Origin of the sequence: Nonomuraea jabiensis, from assembly GCF_014204795.1 — a bacterium.
Classification (GTDB): domain Bacteria; phylum Actinomycetota; class Actinomycetes; order Streptosporangiales; family Streptosporangiaceae; genus Nonomuraea; species Nonomuraea jabiensis.
Genome location: NZ_JACHMB010000001.1, coordinates 8782632 through 8802660 on the forward strand (window position 1 = coordinate 8782632; position 20029 = coordinate 8802660).

Here is a 20029-nt window from a genome sequence, read left to right on the forward strand (position 1 = left end):
CAGCCTGCGCGGTGCGGCGCCGGCAGGGCGACGGCGGTGCAGGATTTCGCCGCGGCTGTCACAGGCCCGGAGGCTGCCCGGTCTTAGCCGGCGACCCGGTGGCGACGAGGTGGCCCGGCGGAGCGAAAGGGATCGCCATGAAGATCGTGGTAATCGCGCGGGACGGGCCTGATCGGGTCGAAGCTGGTGGCGAAGCTGGGCGAGCACGGTCACGAGGCGGTGGCGGCGGCGCCGAACACGGGCGTCAACACGCTGACCGGTGAGGGGCTGGCGGGCGCGCAGGTGGTGGTCGACGTGTCGAACTCGCCGTCGTTCGAGCGGGCCGCGGTGCTGGAGTTCTTCGTAAGGCGGGCATCCCGTTCTCGCTCATCCACTCGACCCAGTTCTTCCAGTTCGCCCGCGGCATCGCCGACGAGGCCACGGTGGACGGCAAGGTGCACATCACGCCCGTGCTGTTCCAGCCGATCGCGGGCGACGACGCGGCCCCGGGCGGTCGGCCGGACCGGGGTGGGGGCGCCGTTGAACGGCAGGGTCGAGATCGCCGGGCCCGAGGAGTACCGGATGGACGAGTTCTTCCGCCAGGCACTGACCGCCTGGGGCGACCCGCGCGAGGTGGTCACCGACCCGCACGCGCGCTACTTCGGCAGCGAGCTGAGCGAGCGGTCGCTGGTTCCTGGCGACGGCGCCGTCCTCGGCACGATCGGCTACCGCGACTGGCTCGGCCGGAACACGACCGGCAAATAGCCGAAGGCGCGTCGTCGGGCACGGGCGAGGCCACCGCGCCGGTGACCAGGTGGCAGCGGGCGCGGCGCACGAGTCGCCGCGACTGGTCCTTGCCCAGCTGTGTCGACCGCGTCGCGTCGTGCGGCCGCCGTCTCGGGGGCCGTCAGCGCGAGGAACGCCGGTGGGCTGATGATGACCGAGCGATCGGCGCGGGCCCATCGCTGACCGCTTTATCTCGGAGGTAATCGACACCACGTGCCTTTGCCGAGAGGGTTGTGGCATGAGCGCTGACACCCGTGACGTCGTGGAGGAACTGCTGCGCAGGATGGCCAAGGGCGACCATCCCCGCACCGCGGAGCTGTTCGCCGAGCCGGTCGACTGGCAGCTCGCCTGGCCCGCCGAGGGGCATCCCGCGGTGCCGTGGATCCGGCCCCGGTCCAGCCGCGCCGAGGTGGCGGATCACTTCCGGTCGCTGGAGGCTCACCACGTGCCCGAGCTGAACGGCACGTCGGTGACGCGCATCCTGGTCGACGGGGCGCACGCCGTCGTGCTCGGGGAGATCGCGCAGACGGTACGGGCCGGCGGAACCGCGTACACCTCGCCGTTCGCGCTGCACCTCACGGTCGAGGACGGGCTCATCACCCGCTACCACATCTACGAGGACAGCCTCACGGTCGCGCGAGCCCTCGGCGGCCTCCAGCCCTGAGCTCTCAGCCGTGCCTGGGGCGGGAGCTCTCGCGCGGGTGCAGCTCCGTCTGCAGCACCATCCGGGCCGCCGGCCGGGCCGGGTTGTCGATCCGGCTCGCCAGCAGTTGCGCCGCCGCCCGCCCCAGCTCGTACGTCGGCTGCCGGACCGTGCTCAGCCCGGGCCGGAACAGCCGGGCCCACGGGATGTCGTCGAACCCGATCACCCCCACCTGCCCGGGGATCGGCACCCCCCGCTCGGTCAGGCACTCCACGGCCCCCACCGTCATGAGGTTGTTGGCCGCGAACACGGCGTCCATCTCCACCCCCTCGTCCAGCAGCGCGGCCATGGCCGAGTAGCCGCCCTCCTCCCGGAAGTCAGCGTGCCGCACCAGGGCACGATCCACCGGCACGCCGGAGGCGCGCAGCGCCCGATGGTAGCCGCGCAGCCGCCGCATGGCGGTGGACATCCGCCGCGGGCCCGTGATGCACGCGATCCGGCGGTAGCCGGACGACAGCAGGTGCGCGGTCGCCATCTCCGCGCCCTTCTCGTTGTCCACCATCACCGCGTCGACCTCGGTCTCGGCCAGCTCTCGGTCGATGGTGACCACGGCGGTGCCGGCGGCGACCAGGGCGGAGATGTCCGTCGAGTCGTCCGCCGGAGAGATGATCACGCCGGCCATGTTGTCGGCCAGCGCCACCGCGATGTACTCGGCCTCCCGATCCCGGTTCTCGTCGGTGTTGCACAGGACCACCGAGTACCCGAACTGCCGGCCCCCGTCCTCCACACCCCGTACCAGAGAGGTGAAGAACGGGTTGCCGACGTCGGAGACCAGCACCGCCCACAACGTCGTCTGCCTGCGCCTGAGATTGCGCGCCACCCCGTTGGGCCGGTAGCCGAGCTCCCGCACGGCCGCGAGCACCCGCCCCGCCAGTTCCGGGTTGACCGTGGAACGGCCGTTGAGCACGCGGGAGACCGTCGCGGCGGAGACCCCGGCGTGCCGCGCGACATCTTGGATCTTGATCAACCTCGTCCCATCTCGGAGACACGGGCAGGAGAAATCGATTACGCAGCAGGGAACGGCAGCCGCTCCGCCACCGGCGCCAGCCCGAACGGCTTGTGCGGCAGCGTCTGGTACCAGTACGCGACCGACGAGAAGTCGTCCGAGCGCTTGTTGGCGTGGCCGTGCTCGATCGTCACCCTGATGGACTCGGTGAACGTGATCGGGTCCTCGACGTGGAAGCGGTAGAGGGAGATCTCGCCGCTCCAGTTGTCGCCGCCGGGCAGGGTGATGCCGTGGTACGGCGCGTGGTAGGTCTGCGTCGGGCACCAGGCGGTGTTGAAGTAGTCCTCGGTGCCGGTGCCGTGCAGCGAGGGCGGGAACGGCTCCCCGTCGATGAAGATCATGTCGTCGCCCTCGCCGTACCAGTTCCAGTCGCTGGTCTCGCGCAGGTTGCGGATGTTGAGCACGCAGCCCACGTAGTGGCCGCGCCCCTCGGCGTCGAGGATGACGTAATTGCCGTCGCCCGTGTCGTTGATGCCCTCGACCTGGTACTCGCGGTTGCTCTGCGTGCCCTGCGGGATCCCGTCGGTGGGCCGCTCGCGCCGCCACTGCGCGTGGAAGTAGCCGAGGTCCTCGGCCGCCGAGTCGAACAGCTCGTAGTCGACGTAGTAGTAGAAGAACACCGGCTCGGCCGACAGCTCGCTGATCAGCTCCACCTTCGCGCGGCTCGCGAACGGCATGTGGAACCACGAGTTGAAGCCCTTGCCGTCCTGCGGGCTCATCTGCAGCGGCGCGGAGACGAAGTTCGCGGTCTTGGCGTGGCCCATGCCGAAGAAGTCGCCGAGCGGCACCAGCACGCTGGGGTGCTCCTGGTCGTCCCAGGTGATCTTCAGCACGAGCCTGCGCAGGTAGTCGACGTCCACCGCGTCCGGCACGTCCTTCAGCGGGAGCGCCACCGTGCACCAGATGTGGTTGATCGAGCCGGGGCCCTCGATGTCGGCCAGGGTCACGGTGGTGCCGGCCGCGACGGTCAGGCGGTCCTCGTTGCCGCCCGTGCGGTCGTAGCTGGAGACCCGCTTGCGCCTGGAGGCCCGCAGGCGGGGCAGGTCACGCAGGCTGCTGCCGTGGTTTCCGTAGCTCATATGCTCCTCATTCACTTCAATCCGGAGGTCTTGATCGCCTCGACCAGGCGGCGCTGGCCGAGCACGAACGCGATCAAGGTGGGCACGGCCGCGATCACCGTCGCGGCCAGGACGTAGTTCCAGGCCGAGCCGTACTGGCCCTGGAGGGTGGCGATGCCGACCTGCACCATGCGCAGCTCGGGGTCGCGGGTGGCGGTCAAGGGCCAGAGGAACGCGTTCCAGTTGGCCAGGAAGAACAGCACGGCGAGCGAGGCGAGCACGGGCCGGCTGAGCGGCACGACCACCTGCCACCAGCGCCGGAAATATCCGCATCCGTCAAGATCTGCCGCCTCTTCGAGCTCGCGCGGGATCGTCAGGTAGTACTGCCGGAGCAGGAAGATCCCGAACGCGTGGAAGATCGCCGGCAGGATCAGCCCCGCGTACGTGTCGAGCAGCCCGAGCTGCCTGGCCACCAGGAACAGCGGCACAAGGATCACCGGCAGCGACACCAGCAGCGTGGAGACGATCATCGAGAAGATCACCTGCCTGCCGGGGAAGCGCAGCCGGGCCAGCGCGTAGGCGGCCATCGAGTGCAGCACGAGCGCGACCACCGTGACGGCCACGGAGACGACGAGGCTGTTGAGCATGTACGTGCCGATGGGCACCTCGGTCAGCACGTAGAGCAGGTTGTCCAGGGTGAAGCGGCTGGGCAGCGCCACCTCGAACAGCTCGTCCGCCGGCTTCAGCACCGTCACCAGCAGCCAGACCAGCGGCGCCACCGTGACGGCCGCCAGCACGTACCCGACGAGGGCGCGCAGCCTAACCGACATCGAACCTGCCTCCCTTCGTGAGCCCGAACATCAGCCCCGTCGCCACGACCAGGAACCCGACGACGACCGTGGTCAGCGCCGCCGCATAGCCGTAGTTGTTGAAGGTGAAGGCCTGCTGGTAGATGTAGAAGACCACGCTGGACGTGCTGTTGGCCGGACCGCCCTTGGTCAGCACGTAGACGAGGTCGAAGGCCTGCAGGCCGGTCACCGCGCCGACGGTCGAGTTGACCAGCACGAAGAAGCTGGTCGGCCGGAGCAGCGGCCAGATGACGTGGCGGAAGCGCTGCCAGGAGGTGGCCCCGTCGACGCGCGCCGCCTCCTCGTACTCCTTGGGGATGTCCTTGAGCCCGCCCAGCAGGATCAGCATCTGATACCCCATGAGGAACCAGATGCTGATCACCACCAGCGACCCCAGCGCCAGCGCGGGATTGCCCAGGAACGACACGTCGCCCAGCCCCACCGGCCGCAGCAGCGCGGGCACCGCGCCCTGCTTGTCGGCCAGCAGGAACTGCCACACCACGCCGACCACGACGAGGCTGATGACGTGCGGCAGGAAGAACATCGTGCGCACCAGGCCGACGCCGGGGAAGTGGTCGCGGACCAGCAGCGCGAGCCACAAGCTCACGACGAACCCGATGGGGACGAAGGTCACCATGTACGTCAGCGTCACCTTGACGCTCTGCCAGAGCTGCGCGTCCTCGGCCATCTGGCGGAAGTTGTCCAGGCCGACGTAGGTGTAGCCGCCGAACCCGTCCACGCTGAACAGCGACACGCCGACGGCCAGCACCATGGGGAGGCCGACGAAGACGAGCAGCCCGAGCAGGTCAGGTGCGACGAACGCGTAGCCGGCCAGCGCCTCTCTCCTGCGCCGGGTCCACCACACGCGGGGCACGGCCTCGCCGGCGACCGCCGTACCCGGATCGACCAATGTGGCCATGACTACCTCCTTTCGCTCAGGGGCCCGCCGCCGGGTGCCTCCGGCGCGGGCCGTGCCCGTGGGGTCGCGCCCGCGAGGGCGTCAGAGCATGGCCGCACCCTTGTAACCCTTCAGGAAGGCGTCGATCTTGGCGGCGGCGTCCGCCGCCGCCTTGGCCGGGTCCGCCCCGCCGAGCTGGGTGGCCTGGATGGCGTCCGAGACGGCCTTGTACACCTCGGGCGTGTAGCGGGGCTCGCCCCGGCCGCCCGGCACCACCTGCTCCAGGAACACCTTGAGCGCGGGCTTGTCGAACGCCCCCGCCGCCTTGGCCGCCTCCTGGACGGACTTGCGGGCCGGCAGGTTCGTCTTGACGACCGTGTTCCACTGCCGGCCGCGCTCGACACCGGCCGCGTCGGTGGCGCCCAGCGCCCAGGCGATGAACTTGGCCGCCGCCTCGGGGTTGGCCCCCTTGGCGTTGGCGACGAACGCCCACCCGCCGATGTCGGTGGTGTAAGTCCCGCCTTCAGGAACGGGAAGCCGGAACACCCCGTACTTGAAGTCCTTCTTCTCCTGCTCCAGCTGCGACACCGACCAGATGCCGCTCTGCTGCATGGCGACATACCCGCCGGCGAGGTTCGCCGGGGCGTTGCCCGCGCCGTCGCCCTGCGGCTTGCGCGGCGCGACCTTGCTGTTGACCGCGTCCTGCCAGAGCTTCAGCGCCTGGTGTACGCCGGGCGCGTCGAACCCGGCCCCACCGTTCTCCGGCACGGCCGAGCCGCCGGCCATCCACATGAACGGGTACCAGGTGAAGTTCTGGTAGTAGCCGGGGATGGTCTCGAAGAGGATGCCGAACTGGTCCTTGGTGGTCAGCTTGGCGGCCACGTCCAGCAGCTGGTCCCAGGTCTGGGGGAGGTCGCCCTCGGCCAGCTTGGCCTTCTCGAAGGCGTCGATGCTGTAGTACATGGCCAGCGGCTCTTGTTCCATCGGCAGGCCGTAGACCTTGCCGTCCACCTTGCGCGTGTCGAGCACGCCGCCGTCGAAGTCGGCGATCTGGTCGGGCTTGAGGTGCGGCGTGAGGTCGGCCAGCACGCCGCCGTTGTGGTAGCGGAGGAAGTCGCCGGGGCTGAGCAGGAAGATGTCGGGCCCCTGGCCGGCGGAGAAGGCGGTCTGCAGCGCCGTGCCGGCGAGGTACTCGGAGACGGGCAGGTAGTGGAGCTTGACCTTGACCTCGTTGTTGGCGTTCCACGCCGCCGCCAGGTCGGTGAACCACTTGCTCTGCGCGTCGCCCTGCGGGTTGGGGCCGTAGAAGTTCCAGAACGTCAGCTCTTTGGCGTTGCCGCTCCTCCCGCCGCTCCCGCACGCGGACAGCAGCGGTGCCGCCATCGCCGACCCTAAGACGACGGCGCCGCCACGCAGCAGAGATCGGCGGGTCACCCTCTCGAAAGCCGACATGTCGCATCCTCCTGATCTTGCAGAGAGCTCGGGGGGTGAGCAATCGATTTCCAGAAAGGTAGGCGTCGGTGAGCTCATCGTCAAGAAGTTCCTGCTACGGCTTGCCAAATCCGGGAATCGATATCTCCCCGAGACCTGCGAGCTCGCTCTGACGGCCCATCGGGCGTCACGATGCCCCGCCGCCCGCCGCCCGCCGCCCGCCGCCCGCCGCCCGCCGCCCGCCGCCCGCCGCCCGCCGCCCGCCGCCCGCCGCCCGCCGCCCGCGGTGCGGGAGGCGAAGGGGCCGGGTGTGGGAGGCCCTCAGGTGGAAGCGCAGCGCGCCGAAGGCGAGGGGGGAGGCGCCAGGCGGCGAAGTGGTCGGAGGGGGTTAGAAGGGCTGGAGGGGCCGGAGAGGCCGGGCGCCGTCGGGGTGGGCGGTGTGCTGGTGGGCGGCGTCGGTGGTGAACGTGTCGTGGACGAGGCGCGGCGGCTGCCTGGCCAGGCCCCGGCGGTGCGCCGGGGCGGGGCCTCAACATCAGCGTTCGAGAAATCGGTTCACCGTTGCGATTCTGTGATGTGAGCGGGATTGACGGCCTCAAGGGTCAGATCTACCTTGAGGGAAATCGATTTCTGAGCAATCGATTTCTCAGGCATGGAGGACATACCGTGGCACGTATCGGAGTGCTGAGCATCTCGGACGGGCGGGACTTCGTCGCCCGCGATCTCGTGGAGCACATCACCCACGCCACCACCGCCCTCGCGGAGGCGTTGCGCAAGGAGGGCCACGAGGTCATCGTGGCGCCGGAGATCGTGTGGACCAACGAGCTGGCCACGTCGCAGGCGCGGTGGCTGGCCGATCGCCGGCCCGATCTGACCATCTTCAACTACGCGGTCTGGGCTTTCCCGCATTTCACCATGCTGGCCGCCGAGTCCACCCCAGGGCCGCTGCTGCTCATGGCGAACATCGATCCCGCGCAGCCCGGCATGGTCGGCATGCTCGCCGGCGGCGGCGGGCTGGACCAGATCGGCCGGGTGCACGCCCGCGCCTGGGGAGACATCGATGACCCCGCCGTCAGGGAGCGCGTGCTGACCGAGGTGCGGGCCGCCCAGGCGGTCCGGGGCCTGCGCGGCTCGACGTTCGGCCGGATCGGCGGCCGGCCGATGGGCATGTACACCGCCGTCGCCAACACCGACCAGTGGATGCGTACGTTCGGCGTCGACGTCGAGGAGATCGACCAGTGGGAGATCGTCCGGCGGAGTGAGAACGCCTCCCAGGCGCGGGTCACCCAGGCCCGCCAGTGGCTCGAGGCCAAGGGGAACGTGCACTACGACGGCAAGCAGCTCACGCCGGACCTCCTCGAACGCCAGATCCGCACCTACTACGCGATGCGCGAGCTCATCGACGAGTGGAACCTGGACTTCTCCGGCATCAAGGGCCAGCCCGAGCTGACCACCCACTTCTGCACGATGGACCTCGCCGAGGCCTTCCTCAACGACCCGTACGACTGGGAGGGGCCGAAGGACACGCACGTCTGCGCCACCGAGGCCGACATGGACGGCGCGCTGACGATGCAGATCCTGAAGCTGCTGAGCGGCGACCCGGTGCTCTTCGCCGACGTCCGCCACTACCACGCGGACAAGGACGTCTGGGATCTGTGCAACTCCGGCCAGCACGCCACCTGGTACGCGGCCAGGTCCGACGACCCCGAGGAGAACCTCGCCAGGACGCACTTCTACCCCGAGGTGTTCTTCTTCCCGGCCGGTGGCGCGAGCGTGCACCACCTGGCCGCGCCCGGCGCAGCCACGTTCGCCCGCCTCACCCGCAGGGACGGCCGCTACCGCATGCACGTGATGCGCGGCGACTTCGAGCTGTACGACGACGCGACCAACGAGGCGATGGCCCGGCAGTCCACGTTCGAGTGGCCGCACGCGTTTACCAGGCTGCACGTGCCGGCCACCGAATTCCTCGGGCGGTTCGGCTCCAACCACATCCATGCGGTCCCCGGCGACTACATCGCCGAGCTGGAAGCGGTCTGCAAGCAGCTGGGCGTCGAGTTCGAGGGGTTCGGCGATGCGGCTTAGCCCTCTCCTCCTCGCGGCCGCGCTCGTCCTGGGCGGGTTGAGCGCACCGGCGCAGGCGCAGGCGAGCGCCAAGGGCCCCGTCGGGTGGGACGTCTACCGCAGGCTCGACCGGCTGCCCGAGCTGCCCGTCGGCGTGCAGACCAAGCAGTTCTCCAGCTTCGACCGCACCGGCGACAACAACGACGGGTTCGAGGGCACGTACTCGTGCCTGAACACCACCGCGCAGGGCTGCGTGATCGCCGAGCACACCGGCGCCGGCGAGGTGCAGGCCATCTGGTTCACCAGGGACGGCGGCGACGTCAGCAGGACCGGCAGGATCACCGTCGAGCTCGACGGCAGGAAGGTGGTCGAGGCGAGCCTCCAGGATCTCGTGGACGGCAAGCTCGGCGCCCCCTTCGCCCACCCCCTCGTGGGCAACGCCGACCAGAGCTCCGGCGGCGTCTACGTCGAGGTGCCGATGCCGTTCACCCGCTCGATGCGCATCACCACCGAGCACAACCCGCTCTTCTACCACGTCAGCTACCGCACGTTCGCCGACGCCGAGGGCGTGAGCACGTTCGACCCCGCCGACCGGGCACAGGACGTCATCGACCGGCTCAAGGCGGGCGGCGACCCCAAGCCCGCCGTCCCGGGCGCGCGCTCCCAGGACGCCGCGATCCGCCTGGCCCCCGGCCAGTCGGTACGGATTGCGCGCACCCAGGGCGCCGGCCTGCTGTCGGCGATCAGGCTGAGGCTCCCCCAGGCCGAGCAGGTGCTGCCGAGGACCGAGGCCGACGAGGGCCGGGCGTTCGGCCGGAACGGCTCCAGCGAGTTCACGGTGAAGATCGACCCCGCCAATGACGGCGTGCGGCTGACCAGGCGCATCGACCCGGCCATCGGCAGGCAGGCCGCCAAGGTGCTGGTGGACGGCCAGGAGGTGGCCCAGTGGCCGCCGAGCAAGCCGGGCGCCGCCGGGATGTGGGCCGACGAGGTCGTGGACCTGCCGGCCAGTGCCACCAAGGGCAAATCGCAGATCACGATCAAGAACGTGTTCGTCTCGTCGGACCTCGACTACAACGAGTTCACGTACTGGGTGGACAGCGCCGGCAAGCGTACCGACACCGTGGACGTGGGTGACGCGGCCGACGAGGCCGCGCATGACTACACGATCGTGGCGCAGACCTGGCAGGGCGAGCGGACCTTCGCCTTCCCGATGGACCCGGCCCAGCTGGCAAGGATCAGGACGGCGCAGGAGATCCTGCAGGGGCTGCGGCTGCGGATCGCTTTCGACGGCCGGCGCACGGTCGACTCGCCGGTCGGGGAGTTCTTCGGCAGCGGGCACGCGATGCTGCCCGTCAAGTCGCTCATGTACGCCGTCGACGCCGCGACCAGCACGCTCAGCGCGTGGTGGCCGATGCCGTACCGGACGGGCGCGACGATCGAGCTGTTCAACGACTCCGGCCGCACGATCGAGGGCCAGGCGACGGTCACGTCAGCCAACCGCCCCGTATCAGGAAATGTCGGATACTTCAGGACGCAGTCCCGTGCCGGCGGCACCACCCCCGGCACGAGCTGGCCCTTCCTGCGGGTCTCCGGCGCGCAGGGCAAGTTCGTCGGGATCAGCCACACCATGCGCGGCCCGGCCAACCGCAACTACCTGGAAGGCGACGAGCGCGTCCATGTGGACGGCTCGCGCACCCCGCAGATCCACGGCACCGGCACCGAGGACTTCTACCAGGCGGGCTGGTACTTCAACCGCGAGACCTTCAGCACCCCGTTCCACGGCAACACCGCCCACCTGGCCCCGGCGACCGGCTGCCCGGCGGACGACGACTGCACCGGCGCGTACCGGCTGATGATCGGCGACGCCGTGCCGTTCGCGGGCTCGCTGACGTTCGACATCGAGCACGGCTGGACGAACGACGTCGAAGGCGTCTACTCCTCCACCGCCTACTGGTACGGCTCCGACCGCGCCGCGACGGCCCAGACGGACTCGCTGACGGTCGGCGACCCGGCGAGCGAGCGGCAGCACCGCTACACCGGGCAGGGCGAGGTCACCACGCTGGAGTCGGCGTTCGAGGGCGACTTCAGGAACCCCGTCACGCTCAAGGCCACCCAGCGGGTCACGCAGGCCCCGGTCACGTTCAGGCTCGCGATCGACCGGGACAACCAGGGCGTCGAGCTGCGCCGTACGAGTGACCAGAGCGTCGCCGGGCAGCACGCCGAGGTCACCGTCAACGGGCGGCGGCTGGCCGACTGGGTGCAGCCGCTGGGCAACCGGAGCCGCAGGTGGCTGGAGGACGTCTACCAGATCCCGGCGGGCGTCACCCGCGGGCAGCGGGAGATCACCGTCCGGCTGGCCCCGAAGACCCCCTGGTCGGCGGCCTCCTACACGGCGTGGAGCCTCCGGTGACCACCGTCCTGGCGATGCGGGCCATCGGCAAGTCCTTCCCCGGCGTGCGGGCCCTCGACGGGGTGTCGATCACCGTGGCGGAGGGCGAGGTGGTGGCCCTGCTCGGGGAGAACGGCGCCGGCAAGTCCACGCTCATGAACATCCTGGCCGGAGTGTTCAAGGACTACGAGGGCGAGATCGAGATCGGCGGCGAGGTCGCCCACATCCACTCGCCCAAGGACGCGCGGCGGCACGGGATCGCCATGATCCACCAGGAGCTCAACCTGGTGCCCGAGCTGTCCGTCGCGGACAACATCTTCCTCGGCCGGGAACGCGCGATCCTCGACCGCGGGGCCACCGAGGCCCGCACCGCCGAGCTGCTGCGCGGCCTCGGGCTCGACCTGTCGCCGGGCACGCTCGTCAAACAGTGCAAGATCGCCGAACGCCAGCTCATCGAGGTGGCCAAGGCCCTGTCGCAGAACGTCCGCGTCCTGGTCATGGACGAGCCCACCTCGGCCCTGGCCGACGCGGAGGTGCGCCGGCTGTACGAGGTCATCCGCGACCTGACCGGGCGCGGCGTGGCCGTCATCTACATCTCGCACCGGCTGGAGGAACTGCAGGAGATCGCCGACCGGGTCGTCGTGCTGCGCGACGGCCAGTACATCGGCGAGCGCACCGGCATCAACCGGGACGAGCTCATTCAGATGATGGTCGGCCGCCCTCTGGGCGAGATGTTCCCGCGCGCCGACGGCGACACCGAAGGTGAGGAGTTGCTGCGGGTCGAGGGGCTCTGCGTGCCGGGGGATCGGGACACCGGGCGCACGGCGCTACGGGACATCTCGCTGACGGTGCGCAGCGGGGAGATCGTCGGCGTGGCCGGGCTCATGGGCGCCGGGCGCAGCGAACTGCTCGAATCGATCTTCGGCGCGCACCGGCCGTCGGCGGGAGCGATCAGCCTGCATGGCGCGCCGTACCGTCCCAGGAGCCCCAAGCAGGCGATCGACCGGGGTGTCGCGCTGGTCGCCGAGGACCGCAAAGCGCAGAGCCTCGTGCTGGGGAACAGCGTGGCCTTCAACGCGAGCCTGTCATCGCTCGGGCGGTACCTGCGGTTCTGGACCGTGGACCGGCGGCGCGAGGGCACGGCCGTCGAGCAGCAGGTGCGCGCGCTGCGGGTCAAGACGCCCGGACTGCGCTTCACCGTCGGCAACCTCTCGGGCGGCAACCAGCAGAAGGTCGTGCTGGCCAAGTGGCTGCTCACGGCGCCCTCGCTGATCCTCATGGACGAGCCCACGCGCGGCATCGACGTGGGCGCCAAGGCGGAGATCCACGCGCTCATGTCGTCGCTGGCCGCCGAGGGCAAGGGCGTGCTCGTGGCCTCCTCCGAGCTGCCCGAGCTGCTCGCCATGTGCGACCGGATCCTCGTGCTGTGCGAGGGCCGCATCACCGCCGAGTTCCCGAGGGGGCAGGCCACGCAGGAGGCGATTCTCGAGGCCGCCATGGCAAGACAGCAGGAGACGATGTGACAACCGTGAAGACCGCGCCGCCCGTGAAGGCGCCGGGCGAGAGCCGGATGCGGCGCACGCTCTCCGCCCTCGGGGCCGCGCAGGCGTACATCGGCCTGGTGCTGATCCTCGCCGTCGGGATCGCCACCAAGGGCGAGATGTTCCTGAACGAGACCAACCTCACCAACGCCATCGGCGCCTTCGCCTCCCGCGGCATCCTGGCGGTCGGCGTCACGCTGGTGATCCTGACCGGCGGCATCGACCTGTCCGTGGGGTCGCTGCTGGGCATCGCGTCGATGACGGCCGCGATGATGCTCGCCAAGTTCTCGCTGGAGCCGTGGCAGATCGTGCCGGTCTGCATGGTGGTGGGAGCCCTCTTCGGGTTCCTGAACGGCGCCGGCACGGCCTGGCTGCGCATCCAGTCGTTCGTCATGACCCTGGCCATGCTCTCGGTCGTACGCGGGCTCGACCGGCAGGTCAGCGACAACGTCAGCGTCGGCACCCAGATCGCCGGGCCCGACGGGAAGCTGACGCCGCAGGCGGAGGCGTTCCAGCTGTTCGGCACGCCCGGGCACAACCTGTTCGATCGCATTTACTATCCGGTGCTGGCCTTCATCGTGGTCTGCGTCGTCTTCCACCTGATCCTGACGAAGACCCGGTTCGGCCGGCACGTGTACGCCGTCGGCGGCAACCCCACCGCCGCCCGGCTGTCCGGTGTCAACGTCACCGCGGTCACGATCGCCGTCTTCACGCTGTCCGGCATGCTCGCCGGCTTCGCCGGACCGATCGACGCCGCCTACAGCGCCTCGGCCGACCCCCAGGCCGGGCAGTCGTTCGAGCTGGACGCCATCGCCGCCGCCGTCATCGGCGGAGCGTCGCTGGCGGGCGGCAAGGGCACCATCGCCGGCACGTTCGTCGGGGCGCTCATCCTGACGCTCCTGGACAACGTGCTCGGCCTCAACGCGGTCAGCGACAACTGGCAGCTCGTCATCAAGGGACTGATCGTCGTCGTGGCGGTCGTCCTGCAGCGTCCCGATCTCTTCAAGATCTTCCGAGGAGGGTCTCGATCATGAAGAAGACCATCACCATCGCGCTGTGCGCGCTCCTGGCGGCCGCGTGCGCGTCCAAGGCGCCCGCGCCGTCGGCGTCGTCAGGCGAGAAGAAGAAGTTCGTGGTCGGCTATTCGCAGTCGAACAACGCCGAGCCGTACCGGGCGCAGCTCAACCTGCAGTTGCAGCACTTTTTGAAGAAATATCCGGACATCGAGTTGCTGCCGATCGCCGACGCCAAGCAGTCGAGCGCCACGCAGGTCTCCCAGGTCCAGAACTTCATCACCCAGAAGGTCGACGCGCTCATCGTCTCGCCCACCGAGCCCGCGCCGCTGACGGCGGCCGTGCAGCAGGCGTGCGACGCCAAGATCCCCGTGATCGTCCTCGACCGCACGGTGAACACCGACTGCTACACCGCCTTCATCGGCGGCGACAACGTGCTCATCGGCAGGAAGGCGGGGGAGGAGGCGGTCCGGCTCCTGCCGGACGGCGGCAACGTCGTCGAGCTGCGCGGCATCATGTCCAACCAGCCGCAGATCGACCGCGACAAGGGCTTCCGCGAGGCCGTCGCGGCCAATCCCAAGATCAAGATCATCGCCGACCGCGAGGGCAAGTGGCTGAAGGAGCAGGCCACCCCGATCATGCAGCAGTGGCTCGCCCAGCACCAGCAGATCGACCTCGTGTACGGGCACAACGATCCCATGGCGCTGGGCGCGTACCTGGCGGCCCAGGCGGCGGGCAGGGCCGACAAGATCAAGTTCATCGGCATCGACGGCCTGGCCATCCCCGACGGCGGCATCCGCGCGGTCCAGCTCGGCCAGCTCTCGGCCACGTTCATCTATCCGACGGGCGCGCAGGAGGCGGCCGACACCGTCAACAAGGTCCTGCACGGCCAGCAGGTCGACAAGAAGCAGGTGCTCGGCACGACGCAGGTCACCAAGGACAACGCGGCCGAGCTCTACAAGCAGTTCGACCTGTCGGGGCAGAACTGATGTTCCTCGGAATCGACATCGGCACCTCCAGCTCCAAGGGGGTGCTCGTGGCGGCCGACGGCACGGTCGTGGCGACGGCGGTCCGCGAACACCGCACCGCCACGCCGCGGCCGGGCTGGTTCGAGCACTCGGCGCAGGACGTCTGGTGGGCCGACTTCACCTCGATCGTGGCGGAGCTGGCCCGCCCGGACGTCGCCGCCGTCGGGCTGAGCGGGATCGGGCCGTGCGTGCTGCCCTGCGCGCAGGACGGCACGCCGCTGCGGCCCGCGATCCTGTACGGCGTGGACACCCGGGCCACCGCCGAGATCGCGGCGCAGACTTCCCGGTACGGCGCCTCCGCGATCCTGGAGCGGTGCGGGTCCCCGCTGACCTCCCAGGCGGTGGGGCCGAAGCTGGAGTGGCTGCGCGTTCACGAGCCCGAGGTGTGGGCGCGCACGCGGCGGATCTTCATGGCGCACTCGTGGCTGGCGTACCGGCTGACCGGCGCGTACGTGCTGGACCATCATGCGGCCAGCCAGTGCACCCCCTTGTACGACACCCGGGCCCATGAGTGGATCACCGACTGGGACCTCTTCCCCGAGCTGGAGCTGCCCGCGCTGGCATGGAGCGGCGACGTCGTCGGCACCGTGACCGAGGCGGCCGCGGCCACCACCGGGCTTCCGGCGGGGATCCCGGTGGTCGCGGGGACGATCGACGCGTGGGCCGAGGCGCTGAGCGTGGGGGTGAGCTCGCCGGGCGACGTCATGCTCATGTACGGGACGACGATGTTCCTGGTCGAGGTGCTGGCCTCGCGGGCCGTCTCGCCGCGGTTGTGGGGGACCGCAGGGGTGTCGCCGGGGACGTACAACCTGGCGGCGGGGATGGCCACGTCGGGCGCGGTCACCGGGTGGCTGCGCGACCTGACCGGCGCCTCGTTCGAGTCGCTCACGGCCGAGGCCGCGGCGGTGGGGCGCGGGGCGGAAGGGCTGCTCATGCTCCCCTACTTCGCGGGAGAGCGCACGCCTCTGTTCGACCCGGACGCGCGGGGCACGCTCATCGGCCTGACGCTGCGGCACGGGCGCGGCCACCTGTACCGGGCCGCGCTGGAGGCGACCGCCTTCGGGGTGCTGCACAACCTGGAGGCCATGCGTTCGGCGGGCGGTTCGGCCAAGCGGCTGGTCGCGGTGGGCGGCGGCACGAAGGGCGGGCTGTGGACGCAGATCGTGTCCGACGTGCTCCAGCAGGCGCAGGTCCTCCCCGCCCACACGGTGGGCGCCGCTTTCGGCGACGCCATGCTGGCGGCGCAGGCGTGCGGCGTCTCGTGTGCGGGCTGGAACCCGGTGGCGTCCGTCGTGGAGCCCGACCCGGCCGCCGCCGAGGACTACGCGCGGTTGTACGGGCTCTACCGTGACCTGTACGACTCCACCTCCCACATCGCCCACGAGCTCGCGAGCCGTTAACGGCGGGTGCTGCTCTGGCGGGGATGGAGTTCGGCGGGCAGGACGATCGTGGCGGGCTTGGCGGCCGGGGCGGCGATGCGGTCGACCAGCAGGCGGGCGGCCATGCGCCCCAGCTCGTACGTCGGCTGCGTCACCGTCGACGGCGACGGGTGCACCAGGTCCGCCCACGGGATCTCGTCGAAGCCGACCAGGCCGACCTGCCCGGGCACGTCCACCCCGCGCTCGGTCAGGCAGCGCAGCGCGCCCACCGTCATGAGGTTGTTGGCCACGAAGACCGCGTCGGGAGGCTCGGGAGAGGACAGCAGTGCGGCCATGGCGTCGTAACCCCCCTGCTCGCGGAAGTCCGCGCGGACGATCACCGGATCACCGGGCAGCGCCGCCGTGTAGCCCCGCAGGCGCAGGTCGGCGGTGCTCACGCCCTCGGGCCCGGCGATGCACGCGATCCGCCGGTATCCGGCCGCGAGCAGGTGCTCGGTGGCCGTGCGCGCGCCTCCCTCGTTGTCGACCACCACCGTGTCCACGGCGCCCCGGGGCAGCTCCCGGTCGACCGCGACGACGGGGACGGGCGAGTCGATGAGCGTCTTGGCCGCCTTGACGCTGCCCGAGGAGGAGATGATGACGCCGGCCATCTGCTCGCTCAGCGCCGCCGCGACGTAGGTCTCCTCCTTGGCCGGGTCCTCGTCGCTGTTGCACAGCACGACCGAGTAGCCCTCCTGCTGCGCGACGTCCTCGACGCCGCGCACCATGGCGGTGAAGAACGGGTTGCCGATGTCGGAGATGATCACGGCCCAGAGCGTCGTGCGGCTGCGCCGCAGGTTGCGCGCGACCGCGTTGGGGCGGTAGCCGAGCTCGCGGACCGCTGTGAGCACCCGGGCGACCATGGCGGGGTCGACGGTCTGGGCGCCGTTGAGCACGCGGGAGACGGTGGCGGCGGACACGCCGGCCTCTCGCGCGACATCGTAGATAGTGGGCATCGCACCAAGTTTCTACCATCGCGGAGCCCCGCGCCCCTCCTCGCCGCAGATGCGGGGCCGAGGTCCTGGTCCAGGAATCGCTTTCCGATCATGATCATACCTCCTCATTTCCTGAAAAATTGAAATGTGCTGATTTACCTGGGCAAATGCTCGACAGAAATCCTGACAAATCAGGGCTTGACGGCTGTCAGGTCGCGATTATACGTTCATCCAGAAATCGATTGCTCAGCTCTCTTCTCCCTTCACCCCCCACCTCACGGCCTCCTGCCTGCCATGCGCTCAGGAGTCCCGCACCGCCAGGAGAAGTCATGTTCTCGATCGTTCGACGATGTTTGGGCGCGGGCCTGGCCACGCTGCTCATGATGACCATCGCGGCCGTCCCGGAGGCGAGGGCCGCCGCCTCGCCGCCGCCCAGCCCGTTCTTCTCGACCGTGCAGATCGACTCCGGCGCGACGGTCGGCGCGCCGGCCGCGGGCGACAACCGCAACCACGGCGACCTGTGGCCGAACTGCTGGTCCGACGACGACAACGTCTACACCGCCTACGGTGACGGCATCGGGTTCGCGGGCACGTACAGCGACATCGGCGTGGCCCGCGTCTCGGGCATGCCCGGCAGCCTGACCGGCGCGCAGTTGCCGATCGGCGACAACGTCGGCCAGGTGTGGACGGCGAACCACACGCGCAAGCCCACCGGCATGGCCTGCGTGGGCGGCACCCTCTACCTGGCCGTGCAGGACCTGGCGTTCGACTTCGACGACGCCCCGGCGGCGACGATCGCGAAGTCGACCGACCACGGCAGGACGTGGACGTGGGACAGGTCGGGGCCGATGTTCGGCAACGGGGTGTTCACCACGATCATGTTCCTGGACTACGGCAAGGCGTACGGGAACGCCCCCGACGGCTACGTCTACGCCTATGGCCTCGACCACAACTGGCGCGACTCCTTCGCGAACCGGGTGCCCGACCCGGTGGACCTGTGGCTGGCCCGGGTGCCCAAGGACCAGGTGCAGAACCGGTCGGCCTGGGAGTTCGTCAGCGGCTTCACCGCCTCCGGCGCGCCCACCTGGTCCGCGGACATCGCCAGGCGGGTCGCGGTCATGCACGACGACCGGCGCGTCTACCAGGACGTCTACACCGCCGGCCGGGCGAAGAACCTGACCGTGGTCAGCCAGGGCGGCGTGGTCTACAACAAGCCGCTCAACCGCTACCTCTACACGTCCTGGACGGAGTACACCTTCGAGTTCTACGAGTCGCCCACGCCGTGGGGCCCGTGGAAGCACTTCTCCGGCAAGGACTTCGGCGGCTACCCGTGGACCACGACCAAGCACGGCGGCTACGCCACCACGATCCCGTCCAAGTACATCAGCGCCGACGGCAAGTCGATGTGGCTGCAGTCGAACGTCTGCCCGTGCGGCGGCGGCTTCCCCGAAGGGCAGCACTGGGCGTACACGTTCTCGCTGCGCAGGATGCGCCTGGAGCCGCACGTGGACACCACCCCGGCCAACCCGCCCGACGGCGCCAGGAACCTGGCCCGCGAGCCGGGCACGGCCGGCGTCGAGCGGGTGGCGCATTTCGGCAACGTCGGCTACTACAACGACGGCGACAAGGCGCGGAGCGAGGACGACTGGAACGACGAGCGCAAGGGCGCGAGCTGGTGGGGCTACACCTGGCCGCGCGAATACCTGATGAACAAGGTCGCCTTCACCGGCGGGCAGATCTTCGGCGACGGCGGCTGGTTCGCGAGCGATCTGCGGGTGCAGGTCCGCAGGAACCACGAATGGGTGAACGTCACCGGACTGCGCATCACGCCCGACTACCCGTACGACAACACGGCGGGTCCGAACCGCACGTACGAGCTGGGCTTCAACCCGATCGACGGCGACGGCGTGCGCGTCATCGGCGCCCCGGGCGGCACCCGCACCTTCACCTCCATCGCCGAACTGGAGGTGTACTACACGGGCACCAGCGGGACCATGTTCGGCGGCTCGCCGGCGGACTTCACGGGTGACGGCAAGGACGACATCGTGGCCTTCACCCACGGGGCGAGCGCGGACGTGTGGGCCGCCGCCTCGACCGGCACGGGCTTCGGGGCGTCCGCGAAATGGCACGACTTCTTCGCCCCGAGCGGCGAGATCCCCTACACCGGCGATTTCACCGGCGACGGGAAAGCCGACATCATCACCTTCACCCAAGGGGCCACCGGCGACGTGTACGTGGCGCCGTCCACCGGCAACGGCTTCGGGCCGGGCGTGAAATGGCACGAATGGTTCGCCCCGAGTGGTGAGGTCCCGGCGGTGGGTGATTTCGACGGCGACGGCAAGGACGACATCGCCACCTTCACCCGCGGCGCCGCCGCGGATGTCCACGTGGCGCTGTCCAGCGGCACAGCCTTCGGCGCCGGCCAGAAATGGCATGACTTCTTCGGCGCGAACGGCGAGTTCCCGGCCGTCGGCGACGTCAACGGGGACGGCAAGGACGACCTGATCGTCTTCACCCAGGGCTCCACGGCGGACGTGTACGTGGCCATGTCCACCGGCCACGGCTTCGGCCCCGCGACCAAGGTGGCCGACAGTTTCGCACCCGGCGCGGACCAGCCCCGCGTGGGCGACTTCGACGGCGACGGCAGGGACGACATCGCCGCCTTCACCAACGATCCCGCCGCCGACGTCTCCGTGGCCCTCTCGGACGGCGCGGGATTCAAGGCCGCCACGAAATGGCACGACGACTTCGCCCCGGCGGGTGAGTTCCCGTACGTCGGCGACTACGACGGCGACGGGAAGGACGACATCGTCTCCTTCACCCACACGCCGTCCGCCGACGTGCGCGTGAGCCTGTCGACCGGCACCTCCTTCTCCGGCGGCGGCAAGTGGCACGACTTCTTCGGCCTGCCCGGCGAGACCACCCTCTGATC

The 20029-nt window shown here is 70.0% G+C and carries 16 protein-coding genes; 9 read left to right on the forward strand and 7 right to left on the reverse strand.

All coding sequences use genetic code 11. The features are described 5' to 3' along the window. Positions 1 to 209 precede the first annotated feature (209 nt). Positions 210 to 440 (reverse strand): hypothetical protein, encoded by a 231-nt coding sequence (locus tag HD596_RS62530; RefSeq protein ID WP_246555177.1) that lies wholly within the window; start codon positions 438 to 440, stop codon positions 210 to 212. 79 nt (positions 441 to 519) lie between these two features. On the opposite strand from HD596_RS62530, the gene HD596_RS62535 reads away from it, so the two are divergent. Both HD596_RS62535 and HD596_RS39975 read left to right on the forward strand, forming a co-directional pair. Next, positions 520 to 744 carry a hypothetical protein gene (locus HD596_RS62535; RefSeq protein WP_246555179.1) on the forward strand — a complete coding sequence of 75 codons (225 nt, stop codon included), beginning with the start codon at positions 520 to 522 and terminating at the stop codon, positions 742 to 744. Positions 745 to 1003: 259 nt separating this feature from the next. Then, positions 1004 to 1429, forward strand: coding sequence for a nuclear transport factor 2 family protein (locus HD596_RS39975; RefSeq protein ID WP_185074640.1), 426 nt, complete (start codon positions 1004 to 1006; stop codon positions 1427 to 1429). A gap of 4 nt (positions 1430 to 1433) precedes the next feature. Here HD596_RS39975 and HD596_RS39980 read toward each other — a convergent pair whose 3' ends face one another. From HD596_RS39980 to HD596_RS40000, 5 genes are all read right to left on the reverse strand, one after another. Next, positions 1434 to 2435, reverse strand: a complete 1002-nt coding sequence (locus tag HD596_RS39980) for a LacI family DNA-binding transcriptional regulator (protein ID WP_185074641.1) — start codon at positions 2433 to 2435, stop codon at positions 1434 to 1436. A 38-nt stretch (positions 2436 to 2473) separates the two neighbouring features. Continuing rightward, positions 2474 to 3553, reverse strand: a complete 1080-nt coding sequence (locus tag HD596_RS39985; protein WP_185074642.1) for a glycoside hydrolase family 172 protein — start codon at positions 3551 to 3553, stop codon at positions 2474 to 2476. A gap of 11 nt (positions 3554 to 3564) precedes the next feature. Further along, positions 3565 to 4362: a carbohydrate ABC transporter permease gene (locus HD596_RS39990; RefSeq protein WP_185074643.1), complete on the reverse strand. Its 798-nt coding sequence runs from the start codon at positions 4360 to 4362 to the stop codon at positions 3565 to 3567. After that, positions 4352 to 5299: a carbohydrate ABC transporter permease gene (locus HD596_RS39995; RefSeq protein ID WP_185074644.1), complete on the reverse strand. Its 948-nt coding sequence runs from the start codon at positions 5297 to 5299 to the stop codon at positions 4352 to 4354. Before HD596_RS39995 ends, HD596_RS39990 begins: the two co-directional genes overlap by 11 nt. 81 nt (positions 5300 to 5380) lie before the next feature. After that, positions 5381 to 6730 carry an ABC transporter substrate-binding protein gene (locus tag HD596_RS40000; protein WP_185074645.1) on the reverse strand — a complete coding sequence of 450 codons (1350 nt, stop codon included), beginning with the start codon at positions 6728 to 6730 and terminating at the stop codon, positions 5381 to 5383. Between the two features lie 645 nt (positions 6731 to 7375). On the opposite strand from HD596_RS40000, the gene HD596_RS40005 reads away from it, so the two are divergent. Genes HD596_RS40005 through HD596_RS40030 form a run of 6 tightly spaced genes read left to right on the forward strand, consistent with a single transcriptional unit; the run spans position 7376 to position 16144 of the window. Continuing rightward, complete coding sequence (locus HD596_RS40005; protein ID WP_185074646.1) at positions 7376 to 8791, forward strand: L-fucose/L-arabinose isomerase family protein; 1416 nt, start codon at positions 7376 to 7378, stop codon at positions 8789 to 8791. Beyond that, complete coding sequence (locus tag HD596_RS40010) at positions 8781 to 11183, forward strand: glycoside hydrolase family 172 protein (RefSeq protein ID WP_185074647.1); 2403 nt, start codon at positions 8781 to 8783, stop codon at positions 11181 to 11183. Before HD596_RS40005 ends, HD596_RS40010 begins: the two co-directional genes overlap by 11 nt. Beyond that, positions 11180 to 12685, forward strand: a complete 1506-nt coding sequence (locus tag HD596_RS40015; RefSeq protein WP_221519731.1) for a sugar ABC transporter ATP-binding protein — start codon at positions 11180 to 11182, stop codon at positions 12683 to 12685. The genes HD596_RS40010 and HD596_RS40015 overlap by 4 nt, the downstream gene beginning before the upstream one ends. Beyond that, complete coding sequence (locus HD596_RS40020) at positions 12682 to 13737, forward strand: ABC transporter permease (protein ID WP_221519732.1); 1056 nt, start codon at positions 12682 to 12684, stop codon at positions 13735 to 13737. Before HD596_RS40015 ends, HD596_RS40020 begins: the two co-directional genes overlap by 4 nt. Then, positions 13734 to 14705 (forward strand): substrate-binding domain-containing protein, encoded by a 972-nt coding sequence (locus tag HD596_RS40025; RefSeq protein ID WP_185074648.1) that lies wholly within the window; start codon positions 13734 to 13736, stop codon positions 14703 to 14705. Before HD596_RS40020 ends, HD596_RS40025 begins: the two co-directional genes overlap by 4 nt. Then, positions 14705 to 16144: an FGGY-family carbohydrate kinase gene (locus tag HD596_RS40030; protein ID WP_185074649.1), complete on the forward strand. Its 1440-nt coding sequence runs from the start codon at positions 14705 to 14707 to the stop codon at positions 16142 to 16144. Before HD596_RS40025 ends, HD596_RS40030 begins: the two co-directional genes overlap by 1 nt. Here the strand turns inward: HD596_RS40030 and HD596_RS40035 are convergent. After that, a complete protein-coding gene (locus tag HD596_RS40035) occupies positions 16141 to 17118 on the reverse strand; it encodes a LacI family DNA-binding transcriptional regulator (RefSeq protein ID WP_185074650.1) in 978 nt (325 codons plus the stop codon). The genes HD596_RS40030 and HD596_RS40035 overlap by 4 nt on opposite strands. A 308-nt stretch (positions 17119 to 17426) precedes the next feature. Here HD596_RS40035 and HD596_RS60670 point away from each other — a divergent pair, with 308 nt between their 5' ends. Beyond that, complete coding sequence (locus tag HD596_RS60670) at positions 17427 to 20027, forward strand: FG-GAP-like repeat-containing protein (protein ID WP_221519733.1); 2601 nt, start codon at positions 17427 to 17429, stop codon at positions 20025 to 20027. Positions 20028 to 20029: the final 2 nt, after the last annotated feature.